The 23,414-nt window shown below is 58.7% G+C and carries 22 protein-coding genes; all 22 read left to right on the forward strand.

The features are described from left to right. Positions 1-26 precede the first annotated feature (26 nt). Positions 27-692, forward strand: coding sequence for a (d)CMP kinase (gene cmk, locus B0D78_RS06350; protein WP_078016144.1), 666 nt, complete (start codon positions 27-29; stop codon positions 690-692). Then, on the forward strand, positions 685-1,323 hold the full coding sequence (locus tag B0D78_RS06355) for a lysophospholipid acyltransferase family protein (RefSeq protein WP_078016145.1): 639 nt from the start codon (positions 685-687) through the stop codon (positions 1,321-1,323). Before cmk ends, B0D78_RS06355 begins: the two co-directional genes overlap by 8 nt. A 29-nt stretch (positions 1,324-1,352) precedes the next feature. Continuing rightward, on the forward strand, positions 1,353-2,450 hold the full coding sequence (gene hflX / locus B0D78_RS06360; protein WP_233543434.1) for a GTPase HflX: 1,098 nt from the start codon (positions 1,353-1,355) through the stop codon (positions 2,448-2,450). Positions 2,451-2,478: 28 nt separating this feature from the next. Next, on the forward strand, positions 2,479-3,348 hold the full coding sequence (locus B0D78_RS06365) for a YicC/YloC family endoribonuclease (RefSeq protein ID WP_240496129.1): 870 nt from the start codon (positions 2,479-2,481) through the stop codon (positions 3,346-3,348). Positions 3,349-3,351: 3 nt separating this feature from the next. Further along, positions 3,352-3,615 carry a DUF370 domain-containing protein gene (locus tag B0D78_RS06370; RefSeq protein WP_009163576.1) on the forward strand — a complete coding sequence of 88 codons (264 nt, stop codon included), beginning with the start codon at positions 3,352-3,354 and terminating at the stop codon, positions 3,613-3,615. Further along, the gene (gmk, locus tag B0D78_RS06375) at positions 3,602-4,177 is read left to right on the forward strand and encodes a guanylate kinase (RefSeq protein ID WP_078016148.1); all 576 of its coding nucleotides are present in this window, start codon (positions 3,602-3,604) and stop codon (positions 4,175-4,177) included. The genes B0D78_RS06370 and gmk overlap by 14 nt, the downstream gene beginning before the upstream one ends. A gap of 11 nt (positions 4,178-4,188) precedes the next feature. Further along, positions 4,189-4,521, forward strand: coding sequence for a DNA-directed RNA polymerase subunit omega (locus B0D78_RS06380; RefSeq protein WP_078016149.1), 333 nt, complete (start codon positions 4,189-4,191; stop codon positions 4,519-4,521). Between the two features lie 21 nt (positions 4,522-4,542). Continuing rightward, a complete protein-coding gene (locus B0D78_RS06385; protein WP_078016150.1) occupies positions 4,543-6,330 on the forward strand; it encodes a primosomal protein N' family DNA-binding protein in 1,788 nt (595 codons plus the stop codon). Positions 6,331-6,362: 32 nt separating this feature from the next. Beyond that, positions 6,363-7,694, forward strand: coding sequence for a ribosome biogenesis GTPase Der (gene der, locus B0D78_RS06390; protein ID WP_078016151.1), 1,332 nt, complete (start codon positions 6,363-6,365; stop codon positions 7,692-7,694). Positions 7,695-7,750: 56 nt separating this feature from the next. Further along, positions 7,751-8,068, forward strand: coding sequence for an HU family DNA-binding protein (locus B0D78_RS06395; RefSeq protein ID WP_256385758.1), 318 nt, complete (start codon positions 7,751-7,753; stop codon positions 8,066-8,068). A gap of 273 nt (positions 8,069-8,341) precedes the next feature. Continuing rightward, on the forward strand, positions 8,342-9,556 hold the full coding sequence (locus B0D78_RS06400; protein WP_078016153.1) for a DUF3798 domain-containing protein: 1,215 nt from the start codon (positions 8,342-8,344) through the stop codon (positions 9,554-9,556). Between the two features lie 430 nt (positions 9,557-9,986). Next, positions 9,987-11,198, forward strand: a complete 1,212-nt coding sequence (locus B0D78_RS06405; protein WP_078016154.1) for a DUF3798 domain-containing protein — start codon at positions 9,987-9,989, stop codon at positions 11,196-11,198. 310 nt (positions 11,199-11,508) lie between these two features. Further along, entirely contained in the window at positions 11,509-13,107 is a 1,599-nt protein-coding gene (locus tag B0D78_RS06410; RefSeq protein WP_078016155.1) for a sugar ABC transporter ATP-binding protein, read from the forward strand. Continuing rightward, positions 13,104-14,147, forward strand: coding sequence for an ABC transporter permease subunit (locus B0D78_RS06415; protein WP_009163566.1), 1,044 nt, complete (start codon positions 13,104-13,106; stop codon positions 14,145-14,147). Before B0D78_RS06410 ends, B0D78_RS06415 begins: the two co-directional genes overlap by 4 nt. Continuing rightward, complete coding sequence (locus B0D78_RS06420) at positions 14,147-15,256, forward strand: ABC transporter permease (RefSeq protein ID WP_078016156.1); 1,110 nt, start codon at positions 14,147-14,149, stop codon at positions 15,254-15,256. The genes B0D78_RS06415 and B0D78_RS06420 overlap by 1 nt, the downstream gene beginning before the upstream one ends. After that, positions 15,253-15,639 (forward strand): DUF6672 family protein, encoded by a 387-nt coding sequence (locus tag B0D78_RS06425; RefSeq protein ID WP_078016157.1) that lies wholly within the window; start codon positions 15,253-15,255, stop codon positions 15,637-15,639. The genes B0D78_RS06420 and B0D78_RS06425 overlap by 4 nt, the downstream gene beginning before the upstream one ends. Positions 15,640-15,804: 165 nt before the next feature. Further along, a complete protein-coding gene (gene rpsD, locus B0D78_RS06430) occupies positions 15,805-16,425 on the forward strand; it encodes a 30S ribosomal protein S4 (protein ID WP_078016158.1) in 621 nt (206 codons plus the stop codon). Positions 16,426-16,591: 166 nt separating this feature from the next. Further along, positions 16,592-17,341, forward strand: coding sequence for a 2,3-diphosphoglycerate-dependent phosphoglycerate mutase (gpmA, locus tag B0D78_RS06435; protein WP_078016159.1), 750 nt, complete (start codon positions 16,592-16,594; stop codon positions 17,339-17,341). A 99-nt stretch (positions 17,342-17,440) separates the two neighbouring features. Beyond that, on the forward strand, positions 17,441-18,319 hold the full coding sequence (locus B0D78_RS06440) for a lysophospholipid acyltransferase family protein (RefSeq protein ID WP_078016160.1): 879 nt from the start codon (positions 17,441-17,443) through the stop codon (positions 18,317-18,319). Position 18,320: 1 nt separating this feature from the next. Then, complete coding sequence (locus B0D78_RS06445; protein WP_078016161.1) at positions 18,321-18,761, forward strand: hypothetical protein; 441 nt, start codon at positions 18,321-18,323, stop codon at positions 18,759-18,761. Positions 18,762-18,775: 14 nt separating this feature from the next. After that, complete coding sequence (locus B0D78_RS06450; protein ID WP_078016162.1) at positions 18,776-20,140, forward strand: chloride channel protein; 1,365 nt, start codon at positions 18,776-18,778, stop codon at positions 20,138-20,140. Positions 20,141-20,834: 694 nt separating this feature from the next. Continuing rightward, on the forward strand, positions 20,835-23,414 hold a 2,580-nt coding region (locus B0D78_RS06455), incomplete at its 3' end, for an ESPR-type extended signal peptide-containing protein (protein WP_256385759.1).

Consider the following 23,414-nt stretch of genomic DNA (forward strand, 5'->3'; position numbering starts at 1 on the left):
AGCGGATGTTTAAGGAGGAAGCGACAGTGAACTGGACGGGAGTTATCGCCATCGACGGCCCCGCGGGCGCCGGCAAAAGCACGGTAGCCAAGCTTGTAGCCTCGAAACTGGGCATCAGTTATCTTGACACGGGAGCGCTCTATCGGGCGCTGGCTTATTACCTCGACAGCCTTGCGATCCCTGCGCAGGAGAGCCCGGAACTTAGAAAAGCCCTTTTCGACGTAACGGTGGAGATCCGCGCTTCCTCCGTTTTTCTCAACGGCACGGACGTATCTTCGCTGATCCGCACGCCGGCGGTCGACAGGATCGCCTCGCTTTATTCGGCGTTGCCCTCGGTGCGCGAAAAACTGCTGATGCTCCAGCGCGATCAGGCTCTGAAAGGCGGTCTGGTGGCCGACGGACGCGATATGGGCACCGTGGTTTTTCCGTATGCGCCGGTCAAGGTGTTTTTGACGGCTCAGGCTGAAGTGCGCGCGCAGCGCCGTCACGACGAGCTGGCGGCCCGCGGCGTGAAGGTCGAGTATCGGAAGCTGCTCGATGAAATCCTCCAGCGGGACGAAGCCGACGTCAAGCGAAGCATCGCGCCGCTGAAACAGGCGCCCGGCGCCGTGCTGCTTGACTCGTCCGCGATGAACGCCGAACAGGTCGCGGACGCGATCGCCGATATCGCACGGGCGGTGTGCCATGTTTAGGGCATTCCTGTACTGGCTTGCCAGGCACCTGTGCTTCGCCGTTTTGAAAATCCACAACGGCTTGAAGGTGACCGGGAGAGAGCTTGTTCCCGCTGACCGTCCCGTGATCGTCGCCGCAAATCACGTCAGCAATCTCGATCCTGTCGTGGTGGGGTGCGTGTTCCCGGGACGGCTCCGCCCGCTCGGCAAGGAGGAACTTTTTCAGATCAACCCGTTTTTCACCTGGCTCATGAACAATCTCGGCGTGATCTCCGTCAGCCGGACCACGGAGAAAGCCGCCGCGCTGGCGTTGAAAAAATTTCTTTCCCTGCTGAAAAACGGCGAAAGCCTGATGATTTTTCCCGAAGGCGCGCGCTCGTTCGACGGACGCCTCAAACCCCTTGAGGGAGGCGTTGCCGTGCTGGCGACCAGCGTGGACGCCCCCGTGATCCCGCTGTATATCGAAGGGACGTATGAGGCCATGCCCGTAGGTTCCTCCAAAATCAAGCGAAATCCCATCACAGCGCATTTTGGCAAACCCATCATGCCACTCCCCAAGGAACAGCGGGGCTCGCTGAAAGAGGAGCGTGAACGGATACGAGTCACTCTTCAGAACGAACTGGAACGTATGGAAAAGGAGAGCATTGGCTGACGTCGCTGCCCCCGGATTTTAAAAATCGCGTGGAGGGGCGCCGCCGCGCGGTGATCACCGGCCTGGAACTGCCGCTGCGCGACGATCTGGAATTGCTTCTGGAAGAATTGCGCCTGTTGCTGGCGAACCTCGACGTAGAAGTCGTGGCCGTGGCGACGCAGAAAAGGGATCGCCCCGATCCCGCTTTTTTGCTGGGAGCCGGCAAGGTGGACGAGCTGAAAATCCTGACCCAGGCCTCGGAAGCCGATCTGATCGTCTGCAACGACCTGTTGACGCCGATCCAGCTGAGCAACATGCGGCGGAAAACCGACTGCGAGGTGTGGGACCGGGCGCTGGTCATCATGAAGATCTTCGAACGCCGCGCCTCGACCGCCGAGGCCAAACTCCAGGTGGATCTGGCGCGGTGCCGTTACGAGATGCCTCACATCCGCGGATTGGGAAAGCAGATGTCGAACGCCGGAGCCGGAATCGGCACGCGCGGCCCCGGCGAAACCGAGTTCGAACGGCATCGCCGCAAGCTGCAGGCCCGCATCGTCGAAGCTTCCCGCAAACTGGAGGAGATGAAAAAGCGCCGCCAGGGACAGCGGAAGCAGCGCCGCCGCAGCGGCATCCCCACGGTGGCTCTGGTAGGTTACACGAACAGCGGCAAAACCACGCTGCTGAAACGTCTCAGCGGCGACAAGAAACTTTACGCCGCCGATCAGCTCTTCGCGACGCTGGATACGACGGTCCGTTCGGTTCGTCTGCCGTCGGGGAGGAACATCCTCATGGCCGATACCGTGGGATTCATCCGCGAGCTTCCGCCGGAACTGATCGCCGCCTTCCGAACGACCTTGGAAGAAGCCTGCCAGGCGGATATGCTTCTTGTGGTGCTTGACGCCAACGATCCCGATGTGACGGCGACGTACGACGTGATCCAGCAGACTCTTGACGAGATCGGCGCGGCCGCGCTCCCAAGGGCCGTGGTGCTGAACAAGATCGATCGTTCGGGACTTTTTCGGGTCGAACGGATCAAAGCGCAGCTGAGGGATGACGGACTGCCGGTCTGCGCCTTAAGCGCGCTGACGGGCGAAGGCGTCGAAAGCCTGTGGGGAGTCTTCGATTGGCTTGCCGTGCGCCGCAGCTGAGGAAAGGAGAAAAACAATGCTTTACAGCATGACAGGTTTTCATCGCGTCAGGCAAGACTTTCCATGGGGAACCCTTGCCGTGGAACTTTTCAGCGTCAATTCCCGTTATCTGGAAATCGCCGTGCGTGCCGACCGGGAACTCTCGAGTTTTGAACCGCTGATCCAAAACGCCCTGCGCGGCCGTCTGGCGCGCGGCAAAGTCGTGGCGCGCGCGGAGATCAGATGGGCGCCGGCGCTGATGCGCGAACGCCTGAACGGCGACGTCCTGCGGGACTATTACCGGGAGATTCAGGAACTGCAGGGCGAGCTTGGCGGACCGGTGCCTGCGGTGACAAGTCTGTTCTGTCTGCCCGGCGTCACCGAGTCCTCTTCCCTGATGGACAAAACCTCCGGCGAAGTCCAGTCGGCGTTGTTCGAACTGCTGGATCAGTGTGCGGACGGCCTGATAAAAATGCGCGGGGTCGAAGGCGAAGCGCTTGAGCGCGATATCATGCAGAATCTCGAAGAGTACGACAGCCTTCTGGAAAAAATCGCCGCGCGGTGGCAGAGCATCTCGCCGCAGTTTTTCGACGACTATCGCGCCAAGATCACGAAAACGATCGCGCAGCTCGGCTATGAGGCGGATCCCGCGCGTCTTGCCCAGGAACTCGTGATCCTGGCGGATAAGTGGGACATCTCCGAAGAATTGACCCGTTCGTCCAGCCATACGTCCCAGTTCCGCACGCTTTTGAAAAGCGGCGGCCCGGTGGGACGCAAGCTGGATTTTCTGGTGCAGGAGATGAACCGGGAAATCAACACGATGGGCTCCAAGTCGGCCAGCACCGAGCTCCGCTGGCTTGTGGTGGACGGCAAAGCGCTGCTCGAACGCATCCGCGAGCAGATCCAGAACGTGGAGTAGGCCATGGCGCGAACGCTTGTGCATGTCGGCTTCGGCAATATGATCGTGGCCGAACGGATCGTGGCGATCATACAACCCGCCTCTTCTCCCGTCAAAAGGCTCAAGGAAGAGGCGCGCGCGGCCGGACGTCTGATCGACGCCACGAAAGGGCGCAAAACAAGAGCGATCATCGTGACGGACAGCAACCACGTCCTGCTTTCGGCCATCCAGCCGGAAACCATCGTCAACCGTATTTCAGAAGGGGACAGCGCCGATGACGAAGAATAGAAAGGGCACGCTGTTTGTCCTTTCCGGACCCAGCGGCGCCGGAAAAGGCACGATCCGTGCCAGAGTTTTCGAGGCGCTTGACGGATTGAGCTATTCCGTTTCCTGTACCACCCGTGCTCCGCGCGAGGGAGAACGGGACGGCGTAGACTATCGTTTCATCACGCCGGACGACTTTGCGGCGCATATCGCGGCGGGAGACTTCCTGGAATGGGCCGACGTGCATCGTCACCGCTACGGAACTCTGAAAAGCGATGTGGAAAAAGTCTTGAACGAAGGCAAGGACATGTTTCTGGAGATCGATGTGCAGGGAGCGCTTCAGGTCAAGAAAAAAATGCCCGAAGCCGTGACTCTTTTCGTTGTGCCGCCGTCCATCGAAGTCCTTGAAGAACGTCTCAGAGGGCGGCATACCGAAGGCGAAGCCGAGCTGCGGCTTCGCCTTCGGAACGCCGTCGAAGAAATGAAACAGCGGGACCGCTACGATTTCGTGGTGGTCAACGATTCCCTGGACGAAGCGGTGGAGCGCGTGTGCCGTTTCGTGGAGCAGCGCCGTCAGGCTCTTTAAGGAGAGGTAAAATGAATTTTCATAATCTGGATAAAATTATGGACAACGTGAACGTGCACAACAAGTATCTTCTCACGGCGGTCATCGCGCAGAGGGCGCGTCAGATCAGCGAAGTGAAGGGTGTCAACGGGATCCTTGAGAAACATCCCGGCGAAAAGGCGATCTCTTTGGCGCTGTGCGACATGGAAGATGGAAACGTCAGCGTACAGCTGCAGACCGAAACGATCCCCGACGCCATCGAGAACGAGTTGGAGTCGGAAGCGGCGTTCGAAGAAGAACAGAAGAATCTGGAGCGCGCCGCGGAGAAAAAAAGTTCCGAAGCTGCCGACGGCCGTCGGAAATAAAAGCGGTCTCGGGCTCGGAGCATGCTTCAACTGCAGGTTTTGATCCCCGGGCCATGGTGGCATGAACTGACGTATCAAACAGACCGCGACGTGCCGCCCGGCGCGCGAGTGCTCGTTCCCATGGGACAAGGCGTCCGTGTCGGCCTTGCGGCGGGAAGGACGCAGTCCGCGGCGTCGATCCCGCTGAAAAACGTTCTGCGGGTCTTCGACGCGCAGCCGGTGCTGAACCGTCCTTATCTGCAGGCCGTACGTGAAATTGCCCGGGCCTTTTTGTGTTCGCCGTCGGAAATCCTGCGGCTGCTGATGCCGGCGTCGTTTTGGCGGGGAGAGCCCTTCGTGCCGTACGGAGAGAGCGAAAAAATCCCGTTCTCATTTGAATTCTGTTATCGTTACGACGCTGAAGAGCGCTGGCGGCTCTATCGCGAAAAGATCCTCGCCTGCCGTCGCGGCGTGCTGGCGCTCTTTCCGGAACGAGAGCAGGCGCAAAGATTTTACAAAAGTCTGGTCGGCGCGATCCCAAAGGACCGCCTGATCCTGTGGCCGGCGTCGGGCGCTCAGGCGGCGACGAAGAGCTGGCGCCGGGCCCTGTCCCGCGACGACGCCGTGATCGTCGGCGGTCCGGGAGCGGCAGCTGCGCCGCTTGCCGCGCCGGAACTGTTCGTCGTCGACGAAGAAGCGAATCCATCCTGGCGCAGCAAAAAACGTCCGCCGTTCTCGCTGAAGAGCTTTGCCGCGGCCCGCGCCCGCGCCTCCGGCGGCTGTCTTGTCGTGGGGGGGCGGATCCCGTCGTCGCGGGTGTTCAAAAACTTCCGCCCGGCCGAGCGGAAAACGCCGGTGCGGGCTGTCGCGCGCATCCTTGACCTCCACGGCGCTTCGCTTCTTCCGTTCAGGGGAGTGCAGTTTCCGTTGCCTCTTTCCGACGTGCTTGTGACGGAAACGCTGCGGCATGCGGCCGACAAGCGCGTCGTTTTTTGGCTTCTGGACCGGCGCGGCGTGAGCGGCGAACTGCAGTGCGCCGATTGCGGCCAAACGGTGCAGTGCCCGCGTTGCGGCGCCGCCATGGTTTTTGAGCGGGACGAGATGCGCTGTCCTCTCTGCGGCGCCAGGGCGGGCGTTCCCGAAGTCTGTCCGCAGTGCGGCGGGCGGATGTTCCAGGGCACCTCTCCCGGTCTGGAAGCGCTTCGGCCGATGGCGCAGAATCTTTTGGGCTCCAGTCCCGTGTGCCTGTGGCACGCCGAGAATCCTGCGAACCTGACCGACGGGCGCCGCCGGCTTGCCGAACTGAAGCAAAAAGGCGGGCTTTTGCTCGGCTCGCGGCGAGCGCTGAGCCTGCTTGACGAGCTGCATCCCGTTTTGATCGGCTGGCTGGACGCGGACGCCGAAGCTCGTCAGCCCGAATATGCGTCGCGCTTTTCCGCGTTTTCCATGTTCGAGGAATCCCTGTGGCGGGGACAGGGGACGCGCACAGTCCTGTTTCAGACGCGCCGCCCCGGACAGGCGGTTCTCAAATCTCTTCAGGCCGGCTGGAGCTATTTCTGGCGGGAGGAATTGGCGGAAAGAAGCGCCTTCTCTTTTCCCCCCTATTCGCACATGGTCAGAATGGAGCTGCCGAAAGGCTGGAAAGAGAAGGACGACTTTGTCTTCGGACTTGACGAAGCCGGTTTTACGACCATGCAGTCCGATGCGGCCGGCGCGGCGCTGACCGTTTTTACCGCGCGCATGGCGCCGTTGCGGCGTTATCTTGAAAAATATTTCACCATCCGGAGTTCCCGCCGAGGTTTCCCCAGCGTCGAAGTTTGCTCGGACTGACGGAAAATCCGCTCGCATGAAGGAGTTATGCAATGGCAATAGTGTCGATCGTCGGACGTCCCAACGTAGGGAAGTCATCGCTGTTCAACAGGATCATCGGCGAACGCCGGGCTATCGTCGACGATATGCCGGGCGTTACGCGCGACCGTTTGTATGGCTGCGTGCAATGGCAGGATAAAAGTTTTTACGTGGTCGATACCGGCGGTCTGCTGCTGAAAGACAAAGACCCGATCATGGAGAGCATGAAAGATCAGATATTCCAGGCCATCGAAGAGAGCGACGTCGTGATCTTCATGATCGACGGCAGTCAGGGCGTCACCTGGATGGACAAAGACGTGGCGCAGGTGCTTCGTTCTCATTCTTCGATGGTCATTCTCGCGGTCAATAAAATAGACGACTTCAGTCACGAGGACGACGTCGTCGAAGCCTATTCGCTTGGCTTCGAAAAAGTCGTCGGGGTCAGCGCGCTTCATGACCGCGGCGTTGACGAGCTTTTGGACCAGATCGTGCAGATGCTGGGCGATAAAGGAGACGCGCAGGGAGCGGAAGAAGGCGTCATCAACGTGGCGCTCGTCGGCCGTCCCAACGTGGGCAAGTCGAGCATCCTCAACGCGCTGACGGGCAGCCGGCGGTCGCTGGTCAGCGACATCCCGGGAACGACCCGCGATTCGATCGACGCCGTGCTCGAGTATAAGGGAGAACGCTTCCGCATTGTCGATACGGCCGGTCTGCGCCGCAAAAGCCGGGTCAAGGACGACATCGAGTTTTATTCGACGGTGCGGGCCATGGACGCGGTCGACCAGTGCGACGTGGCCGTCTTCGTGATGGACGCGCGGGAACTGGCGACGGAGCAGGATCAGCGTCTGGTGGGGGAGATCCTCGCCCGCGGCAAGGGCGTCGTCCTCGTGGTCAACAAATGGGACTTGCTGTCGAACACGCCGGAGACCGGCGACGAAGTGAACGGGAAACTCCGCGAGGAGTTCCGCTTCGTCAGCCATGCGCCGGTGCTTTTTACGTCGGCCGTTTCCGGGCGCCGTCTGCACCGGCTGCTCGATCTGGTCAGCCGGGTGCACAAGCGCCGCCAATCCAGATTCAGCACGACGGTATTGAACCGCATTATCCGCGACATGCTGGCTTTTGACCGTCTGCCGACGGACGGCACGGGACGCCGGCTGCGGATCTATTACTGCACGCAGAGCGCCGCAGTACCGCCGACGTTCATCTTCTTCGTCAACGACACTTCGATCGTGACGAAGAGCTTTGAGAACCATCTGTCAAGAAAAATCCGCGAAGCGGGAGATTTTGCCGGCGTTCCGCTGCGTCTTTTTTGGCGTTCCAGCCATGGAAGCAACGAAAAGGCTTGACCTTTCAGTGACATTGCGTTTAGAATAAGGGCGTCTCATTATGAGGCGTCCTTTTCATGCAGGCTTTTCGTATTGATAATTTAAGGAGGCAGAGAAAAATGACAAAGAACGATCTGATCAACGAAGTTGCCGCAAATGCTGGAATGAGCAAGAAGGCGGCGGGCGAAGCGATTTCGGCTACTTTCGCTACGATCGAGAAGGCCCTTGCCAAGGGAGACAGGGTTCAGCTGGTTGGTTTCGGCACATTCGAAGTCCGCAAGCGTGCCGCCCGCGTGGGGCGCAATCCCCAGGATCCCAAGAAGACGATCCAGATTCCCGCCAAGAAGGTGCCCGTTTTCCGCGCCGGCAAAGGCCTCAAAGACCAGGTCAACTAATTCTTCATGGTTTCGGAAACAGCGTGCATGGATTTTGCATGAGTTTTTCTAAAGAAGGGCGCTCAGTGAAAACTGAGCGCCCTTCTGCGTTTATGCCCGTCCAGACGGTGCGGTGCCCGCGAGGACGGCGCTTCTGGATAGTAAATTAATGTTTGTTCATGTTTTGTTTGCAATAAAAGTGTCATTGACGATGCCGAAATATTTGTGTAAGGTCTAAACGGCAAGTGAAATTGATTTTTTTTTGCTAAAATTTATGTATCGGAGGAGATAACAATGAAAAAGTTCGTTACGTCTCTGCTGGCTGCGGCGTTGTTTGCGGGGGCCGTGTCCGCCATGGCGGCGGAGTCGGCGAAGTTCCACATCGGCGTCTGCACGGGCACGGTTTCTCAGACCGAGGACGATCTTCGCGGCGCGGAAGAGCTGATCAAACGTTACGGCGACGTCGCCAACGGCGGCATGATCAAGCACATCACCTACCCCGACAACTTCATGACCGAGCAGGAAACGACGATCTCCCAGATCGCTTCGTTCGCCGACGATCCGCTGATGAAGGCCGTTATCGTCAACCAGGCCATCCCGGGCACGACCGAGGCGTTCCGCCGTATTCGCGAGACGCGCCCCGACATCCTGCTGTTTGCCGGGCAGAACCACGAGGATCCCGGCGTTATCTCTCCCACGTCCGACCTTGTCACTCACGCCGGAGATCTCGCCCGCGGCTATCTGATCATCCTCGCCGCCCACAAGCTGGGCTGCACCGATTTCGTCCATATCTCCTTCCCCCGCCACATGAGCTATGAGCTTCTCTCCCGTCGCGCCAAGATCATGGAGGCCGCCTGCAACGACTTGGGCATGAAATACCATTTCGAAACGGCTCCCGATCCCACCAGCGACGTCGGCGTGGCCGGCGCGCAGCAGTTCATCCTCGAGAAAGTTCCGCATTGGATCGAGAAGTACGGCCCGATGGCGGCTTTTTTCTGCACCAACGACGCGCATACCGAACCCCTGCTGAAGAGGATCGCCGAGGGGAAAGGCGGCTATTTCATCGAAGCGGACATGCCTTCGCCGCTGATGGGCTACCCCGGCGCGCTGGGCGTTGAACTTTCCGACGTGGCGGGCGATTTCCCCGCGATCCTCAAGCGAGTCGAGGACGCCGTGATCAAGGCGGGCGGTTCCGGACGCATGGGCACCTGGGCTTACTCTTACGGATTCACCAACACTTTGGCGCTGGGCGAGTACGCCAAGAGCTGCATCGAAAAGGACGTCACGCCGAAAAACTTCCGCCGCAACTTCAAGATGGACGCTCTTCTGAAAACTTTCGACGCGGAAACTCCCGGCGCAAGCTGGAACGGGACGATCTACAAGGATGCGAGCACGGGCCTCGAGCTGAAGAACAACATCCTCGTCTATCAGGATACCTATATCTTTGGCAAGGGCTACCTCAACATGACCGGCGAGGTCATTCCCGAAAAATATCTCGACATGAAGTAAATATTTGCCGATGTTTGAGGGGCGGAGAAGCGTGCTTCTTCGCTCTTTTTTGCAAAAAATAGGGCCTTGAGCGGGCGTCCGGCGTTCTTGCCGCGTATGGGACACGGCGGAATCTTTCTTTTGTTTTCATTGCATTAAATTTGAAATGGCTGTTATTTTTAATAGAGCTGTGTATTTATTATCTTAATATTTGACAAAAAGTCTTGGATAAGTCGACGTAAGCTTTTATCTCTGGGAGAGATGCGATGCGCATATCCGACCATGTTACACCGTCATAAATTTTTAGCAGTAAATTCAACGTTTAGTTTTCGTTTTTTTACAACTGACTCGTGATTGACGGTATTTCCTTCCTCGTGTAAACTTTTCCTATGCAAGTAAGAAAAGACAAATTTCTTCTTGCTAAAATTTATGTATGTGGAGGGGATAAGTAATGAAAAAGTTTGTTGTTGGTCTGCTGACCGCGGCGTTGTTTGCGGGGGCCGTGTCCGCCATGGCGGCGGAGCCGGCGAAGTTTCACATCGGCGTCTGCACGGGCACGGTTTCTCAGTCCGAGGACGATCTTCGCGGCGCGGAAGAGCTGATCAAACGTTACGGCGACGTCGCCAACGGCGGCATGATCAAGCACATCACCTACCCCGACAACTTCATGACCGAGCAGGAAACGACGATCTCCCAGATCGCTTCGTTCGCCGACGATCCGCTGATGAAGGCCGTCATCGTCAACCAGGCTATCCCGGGCACGACCGAGGCGTTCCGCCGTATCCGCGAAGCCCGGCCCGACATCCTGCTGTTTGCCGGCGAGAACCACGAGGATCCCGGCGTCATCGCCCCTTCCGGGGATCTTATCATTCACTCCGACAGCATCGCCCGCGGCTATCTGATCATCCTCGCCGCTCACAAGCTGGGCTGCACCGATTTCGTCCATATCTCCTTCCCCCGTCACATGAGCTATGAGCTCATGTCTCGTCGCGCCAAGATCATGGAAGCCACGTGCAACGATTTGGGCATGAAATATCACTTCGAGAGCGCTCCCGATCCCACCAGCGACGTCGGCGTGGCCGGCGCGCAGCAGTTCATCCTCGAGCACGTTCCGCAGTGGCTTGACAAGTACGGCCCCAATACCGCGTTCTTCTGCACCAACGACGCCGAAACCGAGCCTCTGCTGAAGAGGATCGCCGAGAGCAAGGGTTTCTTCATCGAAGCCGATCTTCCTTCGCCGCTGATGGGTTATCCCGGCGCTCTGGGCGTCGAGCTTTCCGACGTGGCGGGCGATTTCCCCGCGATCCTGAAGAGAGTTGAAGACGCCGTTGTCGCCAAGGGCGGCGCCGGACGCATGGGCACGTGGGCGTACTCCTACGGGTTTACGACGACCCTTGCTCTTGGCGAATATGCCAAGTCCTGCATCGAAAAGGATGTGACGCCCAAGAATTTCCGCCGCAACTTCAAGCGCGAAGATCTCCTTGCCGCCTATAACGGCGCCACGCCGGGCGCAAAGTGGAACGGTACCGTCTATATGGACGCCAACACCGGGCTCGAGCTGAAGAACAACATCCTTGTCTATCAGGATACTTATATTTTCGGCAAGGGCTATCTCAACATGACCGACGAGGTCGTTCCCGAAAAGTATCTGCAGCTGAAATAGCGCATGAAACTCTAGGCAGAAAAAGGAGCGGGGGAGTAATTTTCGACCTCCCCCCGCTCCTTTTTTTAAGCGATCGTCCGGTACTTATACTAATTCTTGATGAAAGTATTGGCATAGTTTTCGGGGGCGCTGCGGGGGAGTTCAGTCGCTCAGAACTCCCTCGACTGCTGCGCGGTCTGCGCAGCTCGCTTTGTGAATCTCCCCCGCAGCGCCCTTGCGTTCGGCTTTTTAATTGAGAAATAGCAAAGGTAATAGATCAATTTCTGACCGCTTGGAACGGCGGTTTATCTGGTAAAGGAGGTACTCGTCCATGGGAGGAGAACCTTTGCTTCGTGTGGAACAAATAGGCAAAGCCTATTTCGGGAATCGAGTTCTCAAGAATATCTCGTTTTCCCTGGCTAAAGGACGGATTCTTGGTCTCGTCGGTGAGAACGGCGCGGGGAAATCGACGCTGATGAACATTCTGTTCGGCATGAACGTGATCGCCGAGACAGGCGGTTACGAGGGCAAATTCTACATCAGCGGCAAGGAAGCCGATTTCCACAGCCCGAACGATGCGCTGGAAGCCGGCATCGGCATGGTCCATCAGGAATTTTCGCTGATTCCCGGCTTTTCGGTCACGGAGAATATCGTTCTCAATCGCGAGTCGCTCGTTTACAACCCTCTGGTCGAAGCTTTCGGCGAACGTCTGAAGACGCTGAATCGCGCCGACATGAAGCTTCGCGCCGAAGAGGCGATCAAAAAGCTGAATTTCTCGCTCGACGGCGAGACGCTCATTTCCGAGCTTCCCGTCGGGCATAAAGAGTTCACGGAAATTGCCCGCGAGATCGACAAGAGCAAAACGCAGCTTCTGGTTCTCGACGAGCCCACGGCGGTCTTGACCGAGAGCGAAGCGGAGATTCTGCTCGATTCGATGCGTCGGCTGGCCAAAAACGGCATCGCCATCATCTTCATCTCGCACCGCCTGCGCGAGGTCATGGAAGTCTGCGACGACATCGTCGTTCTGCGCGACGGAGAAGTGGTGCTGACGACGGAGCCGTCGAAGACGACCGTGCGCGAGATCGCCAGCAGCATGGTGGGACGCAACATCGAAAAGGCGGCCCAGGGCGACGCGGAAGAGCGCAAGTTTGGGCGGGAGATCCTGAAGGTTCGCAATCTGTGGGTCGATATGCCCGGCGAAACGGTGCGCGACGTCGATCTCGACATCAAGGAAGGCGAGATCTTCGGCATCGGCGGTCTGGCCGGACAGGGCAAACTTGGCATCTCCAACGGCATTATGGGACTTTATGCGTCCGGAGGGGCGGTGGAATTCGACAGCAAGGCCGTACAGTTGAACGACCCGACCTCGCCTTTGTCGATGGGAATCTCCTCGGTTTCCGAGGATCGCCGCGGCGTCGGGTTGCTGCTCGACGAATCGATCGCGTGGAATATCATCTTTACGTCGTTGCAGAATCAGAAACGTTTTCTCAAACCGTCGTGCGGCGGTCTGGTGAAGGTCCGCGACGACAACGCCATTTTGGAATGCGCCAGAAAGTACATTCAGGAGCTGGAGATCAAGTGCGTCAGCCCGAAACAGCGCGTGCGCGAGCTCTCCGGCGGAAATCAGCAGAAGATCTGCCTGGCCAAAGCTTTCGAGACGCATCCCCGACTGCTTTTCGTTTCGGAACCGACGCGCGGCATCGACGTCGGCGCGAAAAAAGTCGTGCTCGATACGTTGAAGAAGTACAACCGCGAACTCGGCATGACCATCGTGATGATCTCTTCCGAACTGGAAGAGCTGCGTTCGATCTGTGACCGCATCGCGATTATCGACAAGGGAACGGTCGTCGGCATCAAGCCCGCTTCCGCTTCTTCGGAGGAGTTTGGCTATCTGATGCTCGGTACCAGCGAGGAGGCTGCGAATCAATGAAAGACATCAAGAATTTTATTGAGGACGTTGGCTGGCCGCGAATCCTCATCGCTTTGTTCCTGATCTCGTTATTTGTGCTCGCTCCATTCGTCGGCGTCCGTCTTGACGCGTCGATCAACGACACGCTGGTGCGTTTCGGCATGAACGGCGTCATGGTGCTGGCCATGGTGCCGATGGTCCAGTCGGGCTGCGGCCTCAATTTCGGTCTGCCTCTCGGCATCATCGCCGGGCTGCTTGGCGCCGTGACGAGCGTCGAACTCGAAGTCACCGGACTGCCGGGCATCCTCACCGCCATGCTGATCGCCACGCCTATCGCCATCGTGCTGGGATGGTGCTACGGACTTCTGCTCAACAAGGTCAAAGGCAGCGAGATGATGATCGCCACCTACGTCGGTTTTTCGTCCGTCGCTTTGATGTGCATCATGTGGCTGGTATTGCCTTACAAGAGCCCGAACATGGTCTGGGGCTACGCCGGCAAGGGGCTGCGCACGACCATTTCCATCGAAGCTTTCTGGCAGAACGCCATCAGCAGCATCGGCGCGTTTCGCATCAACGAGTTCCTGGCGTTCCCCACGGGAATGTTCCTTTTCTTCCTGCTGCTGTGCTGCTTGATGTCCCTTTTCATGCGGACCCGCACCGGAACGGCCATGACCATCGTCGGTTCCAATCCCGACTACGCCCGCGCCAGCGGCGTGAATATCGACAAGATGCGCACGCTGTCGGTCATCCTTTCCACGTGGCTGGGCGCGATCGGCATCATCATGTACGAACAGTGCTTCGGTTTCGTTCAGCTCTACATGGGGCCTTTCTACATGGCGTTTCCGGCCGTGGCCGCGATCCTGATCGGCGGCGCGTCCGTGAAAAAAGCCAATATCGTCAACGTGATCGTGGGAACGATCCTGTTCCAGGGGATCCTGACGATGACGCCGTCGGTCATCAACAGCATGATCCAGACCGATATGTCTGAAGTCATTCGTATTATTGTGTCGAATGGCATGATTCTGTATGCTCTGACTCGTGTGACGAAGGTGAGATCCTGATGAACAATACGAATAAAATCAAAATGTTCCTTATCAGGAACGCGGTGCCCATTGTCTTTCTCGTCGTGAGCGCCATTGCGATTCCCATTTCCCGGTTCTCGCTCGATTATCTGGTTCAGGAGATGCTGATCCGCCTGTCGCGCAACTCGTTCCTCGTCCTCTCGCTGCTCGTCCCCATTATGGCGGGGATGGGACTGAACTTTGGCATGGTCCTGGGAGCCATGGCCGGGCAGCTCGGATTGATCTTCGTCAGCGACTGGAACGTCGTTGGCCTGAACGGCATGGTGCTCGCCGCGATTATCGCCACGCCGCTGGCGATCTTTTTCGGGTGGATCTGCGGCGTTGTCCTGAACAAAGCCCGCGGCCGCGAAATGGTCACGTCGTATATTCTGGGATTTTTCATGAACGGCGTGTACCAGCTGGCGGTTTTGTACGGTTTTGGCAGCATCGTGCCGATCACGAACACGAAACTGGTGCTGTCGAGAGGGTACGGGATCAGAAACACGATCAACCTCGACAGCATTCGCCGTTGCCTCGACGACTTGGTTCCGCTTGAGATCTTCGGAATCCAGATCCCCGTCGCGACGTTTATCGTCATTGGGCTCTTCTGCCTGTTTATCGTCTGGTTCCGCAAAACCAAGCTGGGACAGGACATGCGCGCGACCGGACAGGATATGGCCGTGGCCGATTCGGCGGGCATCCCCGTGCTTCGCACCCGCGTTATTTCCATCGTGATTTCGACGGTGCTGGCCTGCTACGGACAGATTATCTTCCTGCAAAACGTCGGCACGATGAACACCTACAACAGCCACGAACAGGCCGGCGTGTTCGCCATCGCCTCGCTGCTGGTCGGCGGCGCGAGCGTCAGCCGCGCTTCGATCCTCAACGTGTTCGTCGGCGTGATCCTGTTCCATCTGATGTTCGTCGTCTCGCCGATGGCCGGCAAGTATCTGACCGGCGACGCACAGATCGGCGAATTTTTCCGCGTCTTTGTGTCGTACGGCATCATTTCGCTGGCGCTGGTGCTCCATGCCTGGAGACGGCACGCCGATCGTGAGATTGCCCGCGCGCAGTTCCGCGGTCAGAATGCGGACGGAGGCACGAAATGAAGATGAAAAGAATCCTCGTAAACCTTGCGATTGTTTTGATTTTTGCGGCGCTGGGCTGGTATTGCTACGATCGCGGCAAAGCCTATGATTTTCTTGTCGAGAACACGGCCTATACCGGGGACGGCCAGGTGATCGAGTCGATGGAGGCCGTTCAGGTCTCGATCGATTCCAGGGAGGGGAAGATCCTTTATGCCGACGACCGCGATCAGGCCGTTGCGATCGGCAGCGGCACGCACAAAGCCAGGATCGATGTCCTCGATATGGACGACAAACCGATCGAAGGACAGAGCCGAATTTTCACTTTCAAACTTTCCCGGCTCGGCAAGAAACCTGTTCTGAACATCCCCTTGGCGTACAAGAACGGCGATCCGGCAGCGAAATAGAGGATCTGTCGAGGGATAAAGAGAACGAGGCGCGTTTTTCATAGATAAAATACTGAAGAAACTCGATTCTCTCCTTGACAGAAACTGATCTTTGAAGTAAGTTTTACAGGCTGCTGGAAAGAAATATCCGTCCAATTTCTTTTGTGCGAAGGAGTAACATAATCAATGTCCAAGAATGTCAACAGAAAGGTCACTCCCAAGGGGAAGATCGTTCGTCGGCTCGGTGCCAACGTATTCGGCAACCCCAAGTACGATAAGCTGCTTGCCAAGAAGGCCACGCCTCCCGGAGGAGCGCCTCGTCGTCGTGCGAAGCAGTCCATTTATGGGCTTCAGCTTCAGGAGAAGCAGAAGATCCGCCTTGCCTACGGTGTGAGCGAGAAACAGCTTCGCGCCGTTTACGTCGCCGCCAAGAAGATGGATGGCGTTACCGGCAGCAACATGCTGGTCCTGCTCGAGAGCCGCTTCGACAACGTAATCTATCGTCTCGGCTACTGCGTCACCCGTCCTCAGGCCCGTCAGCTTGTTCGCCACGGTCATTTCCTCGTGAACGGCCGCAAGGTCGATATGCCCGGCGTGCGTCTCAACCCCGGTGATGTTGTCACCGTTCGCGAGAACAGCGCCGAGATGGTGGTCCTCAAACAGAACCTCGAAGCGGCGGCAGCGGTTTCCAAGCCCGCATGGCTGACCCTCGAAGGCGGCAAGGGAACGATCGTTCGCCTGCCCGAACGGGCGGACATCCCCAACATCGCCGACGAGCAGATCGTCGTCGAGTTCTACTCCAAGTAAAAGCGTTTCGTGTTTTCAGCCCGTCCGGAGAGGACGGGCTTTTTCTGTTTCTCCCGCAGGAGACGAAGCGGCATTTGTCGCGGAGAAAATCCTCGACGCCGGCTGTTTTTTCAGCTAAAATACATCTATCGGCACAGAACATTTTTACTCTCTGGAGGCTGCGATCATGACTTATAAGATAATTCTCCTGCGTCACGGCGAGAGTCAATGGAACCGAGAGAACCGTTTCACCGGGTGGACCGATGTGCCGCTGTCGGAGAAAGGGATCGAAGAGGCGCGTTCTGCCGGGAGGCTCATGAGGGAAGAAGGCTTCGTGTTCGACAAAGCCTATACGTCCTGCCTCAAGCGCGCCATCAAAACGCTGTGGCTCGCCCTGGAAGAGCTCGACCAGATGTGGATCCCGGTCGTCAAAGATTGGCGTCTGAACGAACGCCATTACGGCGCTCTGCAGGGATATAACAAGGCCGAAATGGCCGAAAAAGCGGGCGAGGCGCAGGTCAAGATCTGGCGCCGCAGCTATGACGTGCCGCCGCCCCCTCTGACGCGCGACGATCCCCGCTATCCCGGCAACGACCCACGGTACGTGAATCTGAGCCCGGCCGAACTGCCTTTGACCGAATGCCTGAAAGACACGGTCGCCCGCGTTCTGCCCTATTGGAACGAGGTGATCTGTCCGGAGATCGCGGCAGGGCGGCGGCTGATCGTCGCGGCGCACGGCAACAGCCTCAGGGCGCTGGTCAAACATCTGGACGGCATCGGCGACGAGGAAATCGTCGGGCTCAACATTCCCACGGGGATCCCGCTGCTCTACGAACTGGACGAGAACCTGCGCCCCGTTTCGCACCGTTATCTTGGCGATCCCGAAGCCGCGAAGGCCGCGGCGGAAGCCGTCGCCAACCAGGCCCGAAGAAAGTAATTTGTCGGCGCACGAGGACCGGAGGCAGTTTCCGGTCCTTTTTTGCGGCGCGCTGCGCGAAGCGGCGTTCTCACGACGGCCGCAGAGAGAGGAGAATCCATGCAGAATTTTTACTGGTACTTGATTTGCGCTCTCAAAGCGATTTTTTGCCGGCTGCCGCACAAAACCGCGGTCCGGCTGGGAGACGCGCTGGGAAAGGTCATGTGGCTGGTCTGCAAAAGCAGAGTCGACAAGGCGGAAGCGCGCTGCGTGCGCGCGCTGGGCGTCGGCGTCACGCCGGCGCGGCAGATCGTCCTGCGTTCCTACCGCAATATCGGCCGGGCCGTGGCGGAAACGCTGCGCCTTCCCAAGATCGCGGCGACCGTCGAACGGTATGTCGCTTTGCAGGGCGAAGAAAACCTTCGGCAGGCGCTCGCCCGCGGCCGCGGGGTCATCCTGTTGCTGGGGCATCTCGACAACTGGGAGATCGCCAACATCTGCGTGTCGAAAAAATATCCGCTCAACGTCGTCGCGGCGAATCAGCGCGATCAACGCATCACCGCCCTGCTCATGAAGCTTCGTTCGCTGGCCGGTTCGCGGAACGTGCAGAAAGGGCAGGGCCTGAAAGGCGCGATCCGCTGCCTGCGAAACGGCGAAGTGCTGTGCGTTCTTCACGATCAGGACGCCAAGGATCAGGGGCTTGTCGTCCCCTTCCTGGGGCTGCCGGCCAGCACGCCGACGGGCGTGGCCCGGCTGGCCGCGAAGTTCGGCGCGGCCGTGGTGCCGACGCATATCGTGCGCAACCCCGACGGCTTTACCCATCGGGTGATTTTCGAGCCGGCGCTCGCGGAGCCCTCCGGAACCGCGTTCGGCGAAAACGAAGAAAGCTGTCTGAAAATGTGCAACGACTGCATCAGCGCCTGGATCCGCGAACATCCGGGGCAGTGGCTGCTGTGGCTCTATCCGCGCTGGGCCAGCACAGTACCGGGGGATCGCTGAAATGTATCTGGGCATCGATCCAGGACGACAGAAATTCGGCTGGGCGCTTGGCGGCGCTGAGGGCACGTTCGTGGCGTCGGGGATCGTTCCGGCGGAAGAACTCGAGGATTTTGCCCTGAGAGCCGCTCGCTCCTGCAAAGGCTGCGAAGAATGGCTGCTCGAAGGGGAACTCCCCGAAGACGGAAAGATCGCCAAAGTCTTTTGCGGCAACGGCACCGGACACGCGCGCTTTGTACAGGAACTGGAGCGCCATTTTGAAGTTGAGCTTGTCGAAGAGCTGAACACGACGTTGGAAGCGCGCCGGCTGTACTGGGACATGCACCCGCCGCGGGGTCTGAGACGGCTCGTGCCGCTTTCGCTGTTGGTGCCGCCGCGCTGTGTCGACGACCTGGCGGCGTTCTGCATCCTGCGTCGGGCGCTTGCTGCCGGCGCGATCGAATAAGTGGGGGATGAAGAGTGGGTAAAGATAACAGAGGCATCCGCATCTTTCTGGAAGAGTTCGTTTTGTGTTACGCTGTGATCAAATGGACGGCGTTGGCCGTACTGTCGGGGCTTGTCGTCGGCGGCGCGGTCAGCCTGTTCGTGGAGCTGCTCGAGTTCTCCATCGGCGTTGCGGGGAAACTGACGGGAATCTGGCATTACGCCATCCTGCCGCTGGGGCTTGCCGCCAGCGCCCTGATGGTTCATTATCTGGCCCCGGACGCCAGCGGGCACGGTACCGAAAAAGTCGTCGAGGCCGTTCACGAGCGGGCCGGGCAGATCGACGTCAAGGTCGTGCCGGTGAAAATGATCACCACGATCGTCACGGTCGCCGCCGGCGGCTCCGCGGGCAAGGAGGGCCCGGCCACGCAGATCGCCGCCGGGCTGACTTCGACGCTGGCGAAGCTGCTGAAGTTCAACGATCTGGATAAAAAGAAGCTCGTCGTCTGCGGCGTTTCCGCCGGTTTTGCCGCCGTGTTCGGCACGCCGGTGGCCGGCGCGGTCTTCGCGCTTGAAGTCCTGTACATCGGTCAGATCTTTTACGACGTGCTGTTCGCCTCGTTCCTGAGCGGCGTCGTCGCCTGGCGCACGGCGCTGCTGCTGGGACTGAAATATTCGTTTTTCCCTGTGGCGGAGCACCTGCCGCTCTTTTCGCCGCAGAACTTCCTTTGGACCTTAGCTGCCGGCGTCTTCTTCGGCCTTGTTTCCCTGTGCTTCATCGAGATCATGAACTTCTCCGAAAAATGGTTTCATGACCTGAAAGCGCCGTTGACCGCGAAGGCTGTGATCGGTTCCGCTTTGATCCTCGCTCTGACCTGGTGCGTCGGCGATTCCTATTTCGGACTCAGCGAGGCGGGCATGGTCTCCGTGCTTCACGGCGGCCGCGTCTCCCCGTGGGCATGGCTCTGGAAGATCCTCATGACCGTACTGACGCTCTCCTGCGGCGGCAGCGGCGGCGTGGTGACGCCGATCTTCTTCATCGGCGCGTCGGCCGGCGCGGCCTTTGCCTCGTTCTTCGGGCTGAAGACGATCGCCTACGCCTCCTGGGGACTGGTCGGCGTTCTGGCGGGCAGCGCCAACGCGCCGCTCGCATCAACGATCATGGCTGTCGAACTGCTGGGCGGCCAGGCCGCGCCGTTCGCCGCGGTCGTCAGCGTCACGTCGTTCATGATCGTCGGGCACCGCAGCGTCTATCCCAGCCAGCTCCTGCAGCGCTCCAAATCCTCTCTGCTCGACGTTTCCGAGAAAGGACAACGGATCGATCGGAACCTCACCGTCCCCACGCCGGAGCGTTCGCCTGTGCTGGGGCATTTATCCCTGCGCATGAAACGCAAAAAATAAGGCGGAGTACGGCGGCTGTCGAAAAAGCGCCCAACGTCTCTCGAGACGGTGACATCCGGCGCTTTTTTCAAGAAAACCGCCGGTACGGCAAGGGGTTAAACAAAGAAAGGCTGTCTCGAAATTACGGAACGGTCCTCAAATACGAATGCTGCGTTTTATTCCGCTTGTGCGCAGCACTTGAGTACGGTATGGAATCCAGCGAAGAAAAAACGAAGGGGCGCCTCGATTCTGAACTGCCCCCCAAAAGCTAGACCAGGAATCTAGTTTTGGGGGGCAGTTCTTTTTTTGAAGTGACCTCTTTTTCTTGTATTCCGCAAGTTTCCGATGGGTATTTGCCATCGCACAGAGTCGCGCAAGCCTGCGCAGTCGGGCGCGGGGAAGTCGATGAAAATGAGCAATATAAACAATAAGGCATCTTTACGCGGGGGGGGGTGATATGATATCATCAGAAATCTAATTACAATTTGAATGCATGATAGTTATCAGTTTACATTTAATGGGAACATGAACGAAGGCTCCCATTTTTCAAAGGAGCTTGAAACAGGGCCAAAGGCTCGCGCCAAGGAAGTCCCGAGAAAGCAGCGGAAAAATTTGCGGCGGGACGGGCGCCGGCCCGAACGAAAACTCGTGGAAAAAACTGCCGAAGAACGGGGGGCTTCGGCTTGTTTTATGATTGCCTGAGGAGAGTGTGTTTATGAACAAGGTTTACCAAGTCATCTGGAGCGGGGCAAGGGGCTGCCGTGTGGTCGTTTCGAAGCTGGTGAAACGCAACGGCAGGAACTGCGGGAGCTGCGGCGTGTCACTGCGGTCCCTGCTCTGCGCGGCGACTGTCGCTGGCGCCGCTTTGGCGCTGGCGCTGCCGGCCGGCGCAGTTCCCGCGGCGGCCGACGGAAAGCAAAAAGAAGTTGTCCTCGCCGCGTCTGATGGCAGTGTGCATTATTTCTCCGTCAAAGCGGACGACAGCGCGAGTCCCGATGGAACCAACTGGAATAACGACGGTGCCACGGGAGATTCGGCCGTCGCCATCGGCCGGAAGGGGCACGCCATAGGCGATTTTTCGGTAGCCCTGGGGCATGATTCGCATGCGGCCGGAAAGGGTGGCATTTCGATCGGTCGTATGAGCGATAGCGAGGACTACCGCTATCAGGGCGCCCTGGGAAACGATTCCATCGCCATCGGTACGGATGCCATTGCCGGAGTCAAGGATCATCCCGAGGTAAGCGCTTCCGTGGCGTTGGGCATACGGGCCGTGAGCGACCAAACGGACGCTGTGGCTATCGGCAGCTACAGCGTCGCCGACCGCGGCCCTGTGACAGATAAAACCTCGGTCTATATGGGCGGCGATGCGGCAGTACAGAACACCGCTGCAAGCACGAGAAGCGCCGTCGCTGTTGGGCGGACGACAGGCGGCAACAGCTCCTGGTCCGAACAGTTCAATCGTCAGATCACCGGTGTAGCTGCCGGCACGGAGAACACCGACGCCGTCAACGTGGCCCAGCTCAAGGCCGTCGTCGCAATGGTAGGGACGGCAGCCGGTGGGGTGCATTATTTTTCCGTTAAAGCGGATGACAGCGCGAGCCCCGATAGCACAAACTGGAACAACGACGGCGCCATGGGAGAAAAGGCCATTGCGATCGGCAGATCGAGCAAGGCAAAAGGAAGCGAATCCATTGCCATCGGTTCAGAATCAAAGGTCGAGACGGACAGCGGCGTTGCCATTGGCCTTAAATCGCAAAGCGGCAACAGCGGCGTCGCTATCGGCGCCAACTCGCAGAGCGGCAGCGAGTCCGTTGCCTTGGGCAAGGGCGCGAAAGCGTACGTTCGCGGTGTTGTGGCACTTGGGAACGGTGCGATTGCAACTGTCGGCAACAGCGTTGCAATTGGCTCCGCTAGCACTGCCGACCGCGGCACGGCGGCTCCTAACGATGTCTATCTCAACGGTAACGCCAATGTGCAGGCAACCGTGAAGGGCAGCCTTGGCGCGCTCTCCATCGGCAGCACCGAGGCCACCCGCCAGATCGTCAACGTCGCGGCCGGAAAAGAAGACAGCGACGCTGTGAACGTGGCTCAACTAAAAGCTGTAGACAGCAAAGTTGAAAGCAGCGCTACCGACATCACAGCGTTACAGGCCGGCTTCACCGTCAGCAACGCTGCGGGCACGAAACAGGACATCACGCTGGGCGGCGCGGCGAAGAAAAACATTAAATTTGAAGGGGAAGCGGACAAGATCGACGTGGCCGTAGCGGCGGACGGGACCGACGGCGCGAAAGTGACCGTATCGGCCAACGCCAACCTTGGCCAGAACATTGACATCAGCAACAACAGCGCGATCACCAACCTGGATAACCGCGTGACCACGAACGCCGGCAACATCACCAACAATACCAGCAACATCACCAAGCTTCAGGGCGGTTTCGACCTGAAAGCCGGCAGCACGACCTCGAACGTCGCCCTGGGCGGCGTGAAACCGACCGTGGAATTCGCGGCAGGCAAGAATCTGACCGTAGGACTGACCGACAAGAAAATCACTTACGGCATCGTCGAGAATCCCGAATTCGCCAGCGTTACGGTCAAGAGCGGAACGAACGAAATCAAACTCAACGGCGCAACCGGCGCCATCGCCGGCCTGAGCAACACCACGCTCGATACCGGCTGGGGCGAAAATGCCCGCGCCGGACAGGCCGCGACCGAAGGGCAATTGAAACTTGCGGTCGCGGCCAGCCAGAGCGGCCTGACGAACACCGGCCTGAAATTCGGCGCCAACAGCGGCACAGCCGTGACCAACAAGCTGGGCAGCCAGGTGACGGTGAAAGGCAGCGGCACGAAGGACGACGACAAGTATTCCAGCGAGAACATCAAGACCAAGGTAAGCCAGAACACGGCGACCGGTGAAACCACCATCGAAGTGATGATGGACAAAGACATTTCCGCCGCAAGCGTCACCGTCGGCAAGGACGGCAAGGACGGCAAGATCGGAGTGGCGGGAGCGAACGGCAAAGACGGCGTGACCATCTGGAGCGAGGGCCCCGCGGGACAGAACGGCGTCGACGGCCACATCGGCCTGACCGGGAAAGACGGAGCGAGCGCCGACATCCACGTGAAAGACGGAGCCCCCGGCCTCGACGGAACGACCCTGACCCGCATCGTGTACGAAGACAAGAACGGCACGACCCACGAAGTCGCCACCCTCGACGACGGCATGAAATACGCCGGCGACGACGGGACCCCCGTCGGCAGAAAGCTCGGAGAGACCCTGAAAATCAGCGGCGGAGCG

The sequence above is a fragment of the Pyramidobacter sp. C12-8 genome (assembly GCF_002007215.1).
Classification (GTDB): Bacteria; Synergistota; Synergistia; order Synergistales; family Dethiosulfovibrionaceae; genus Pyramidobacter.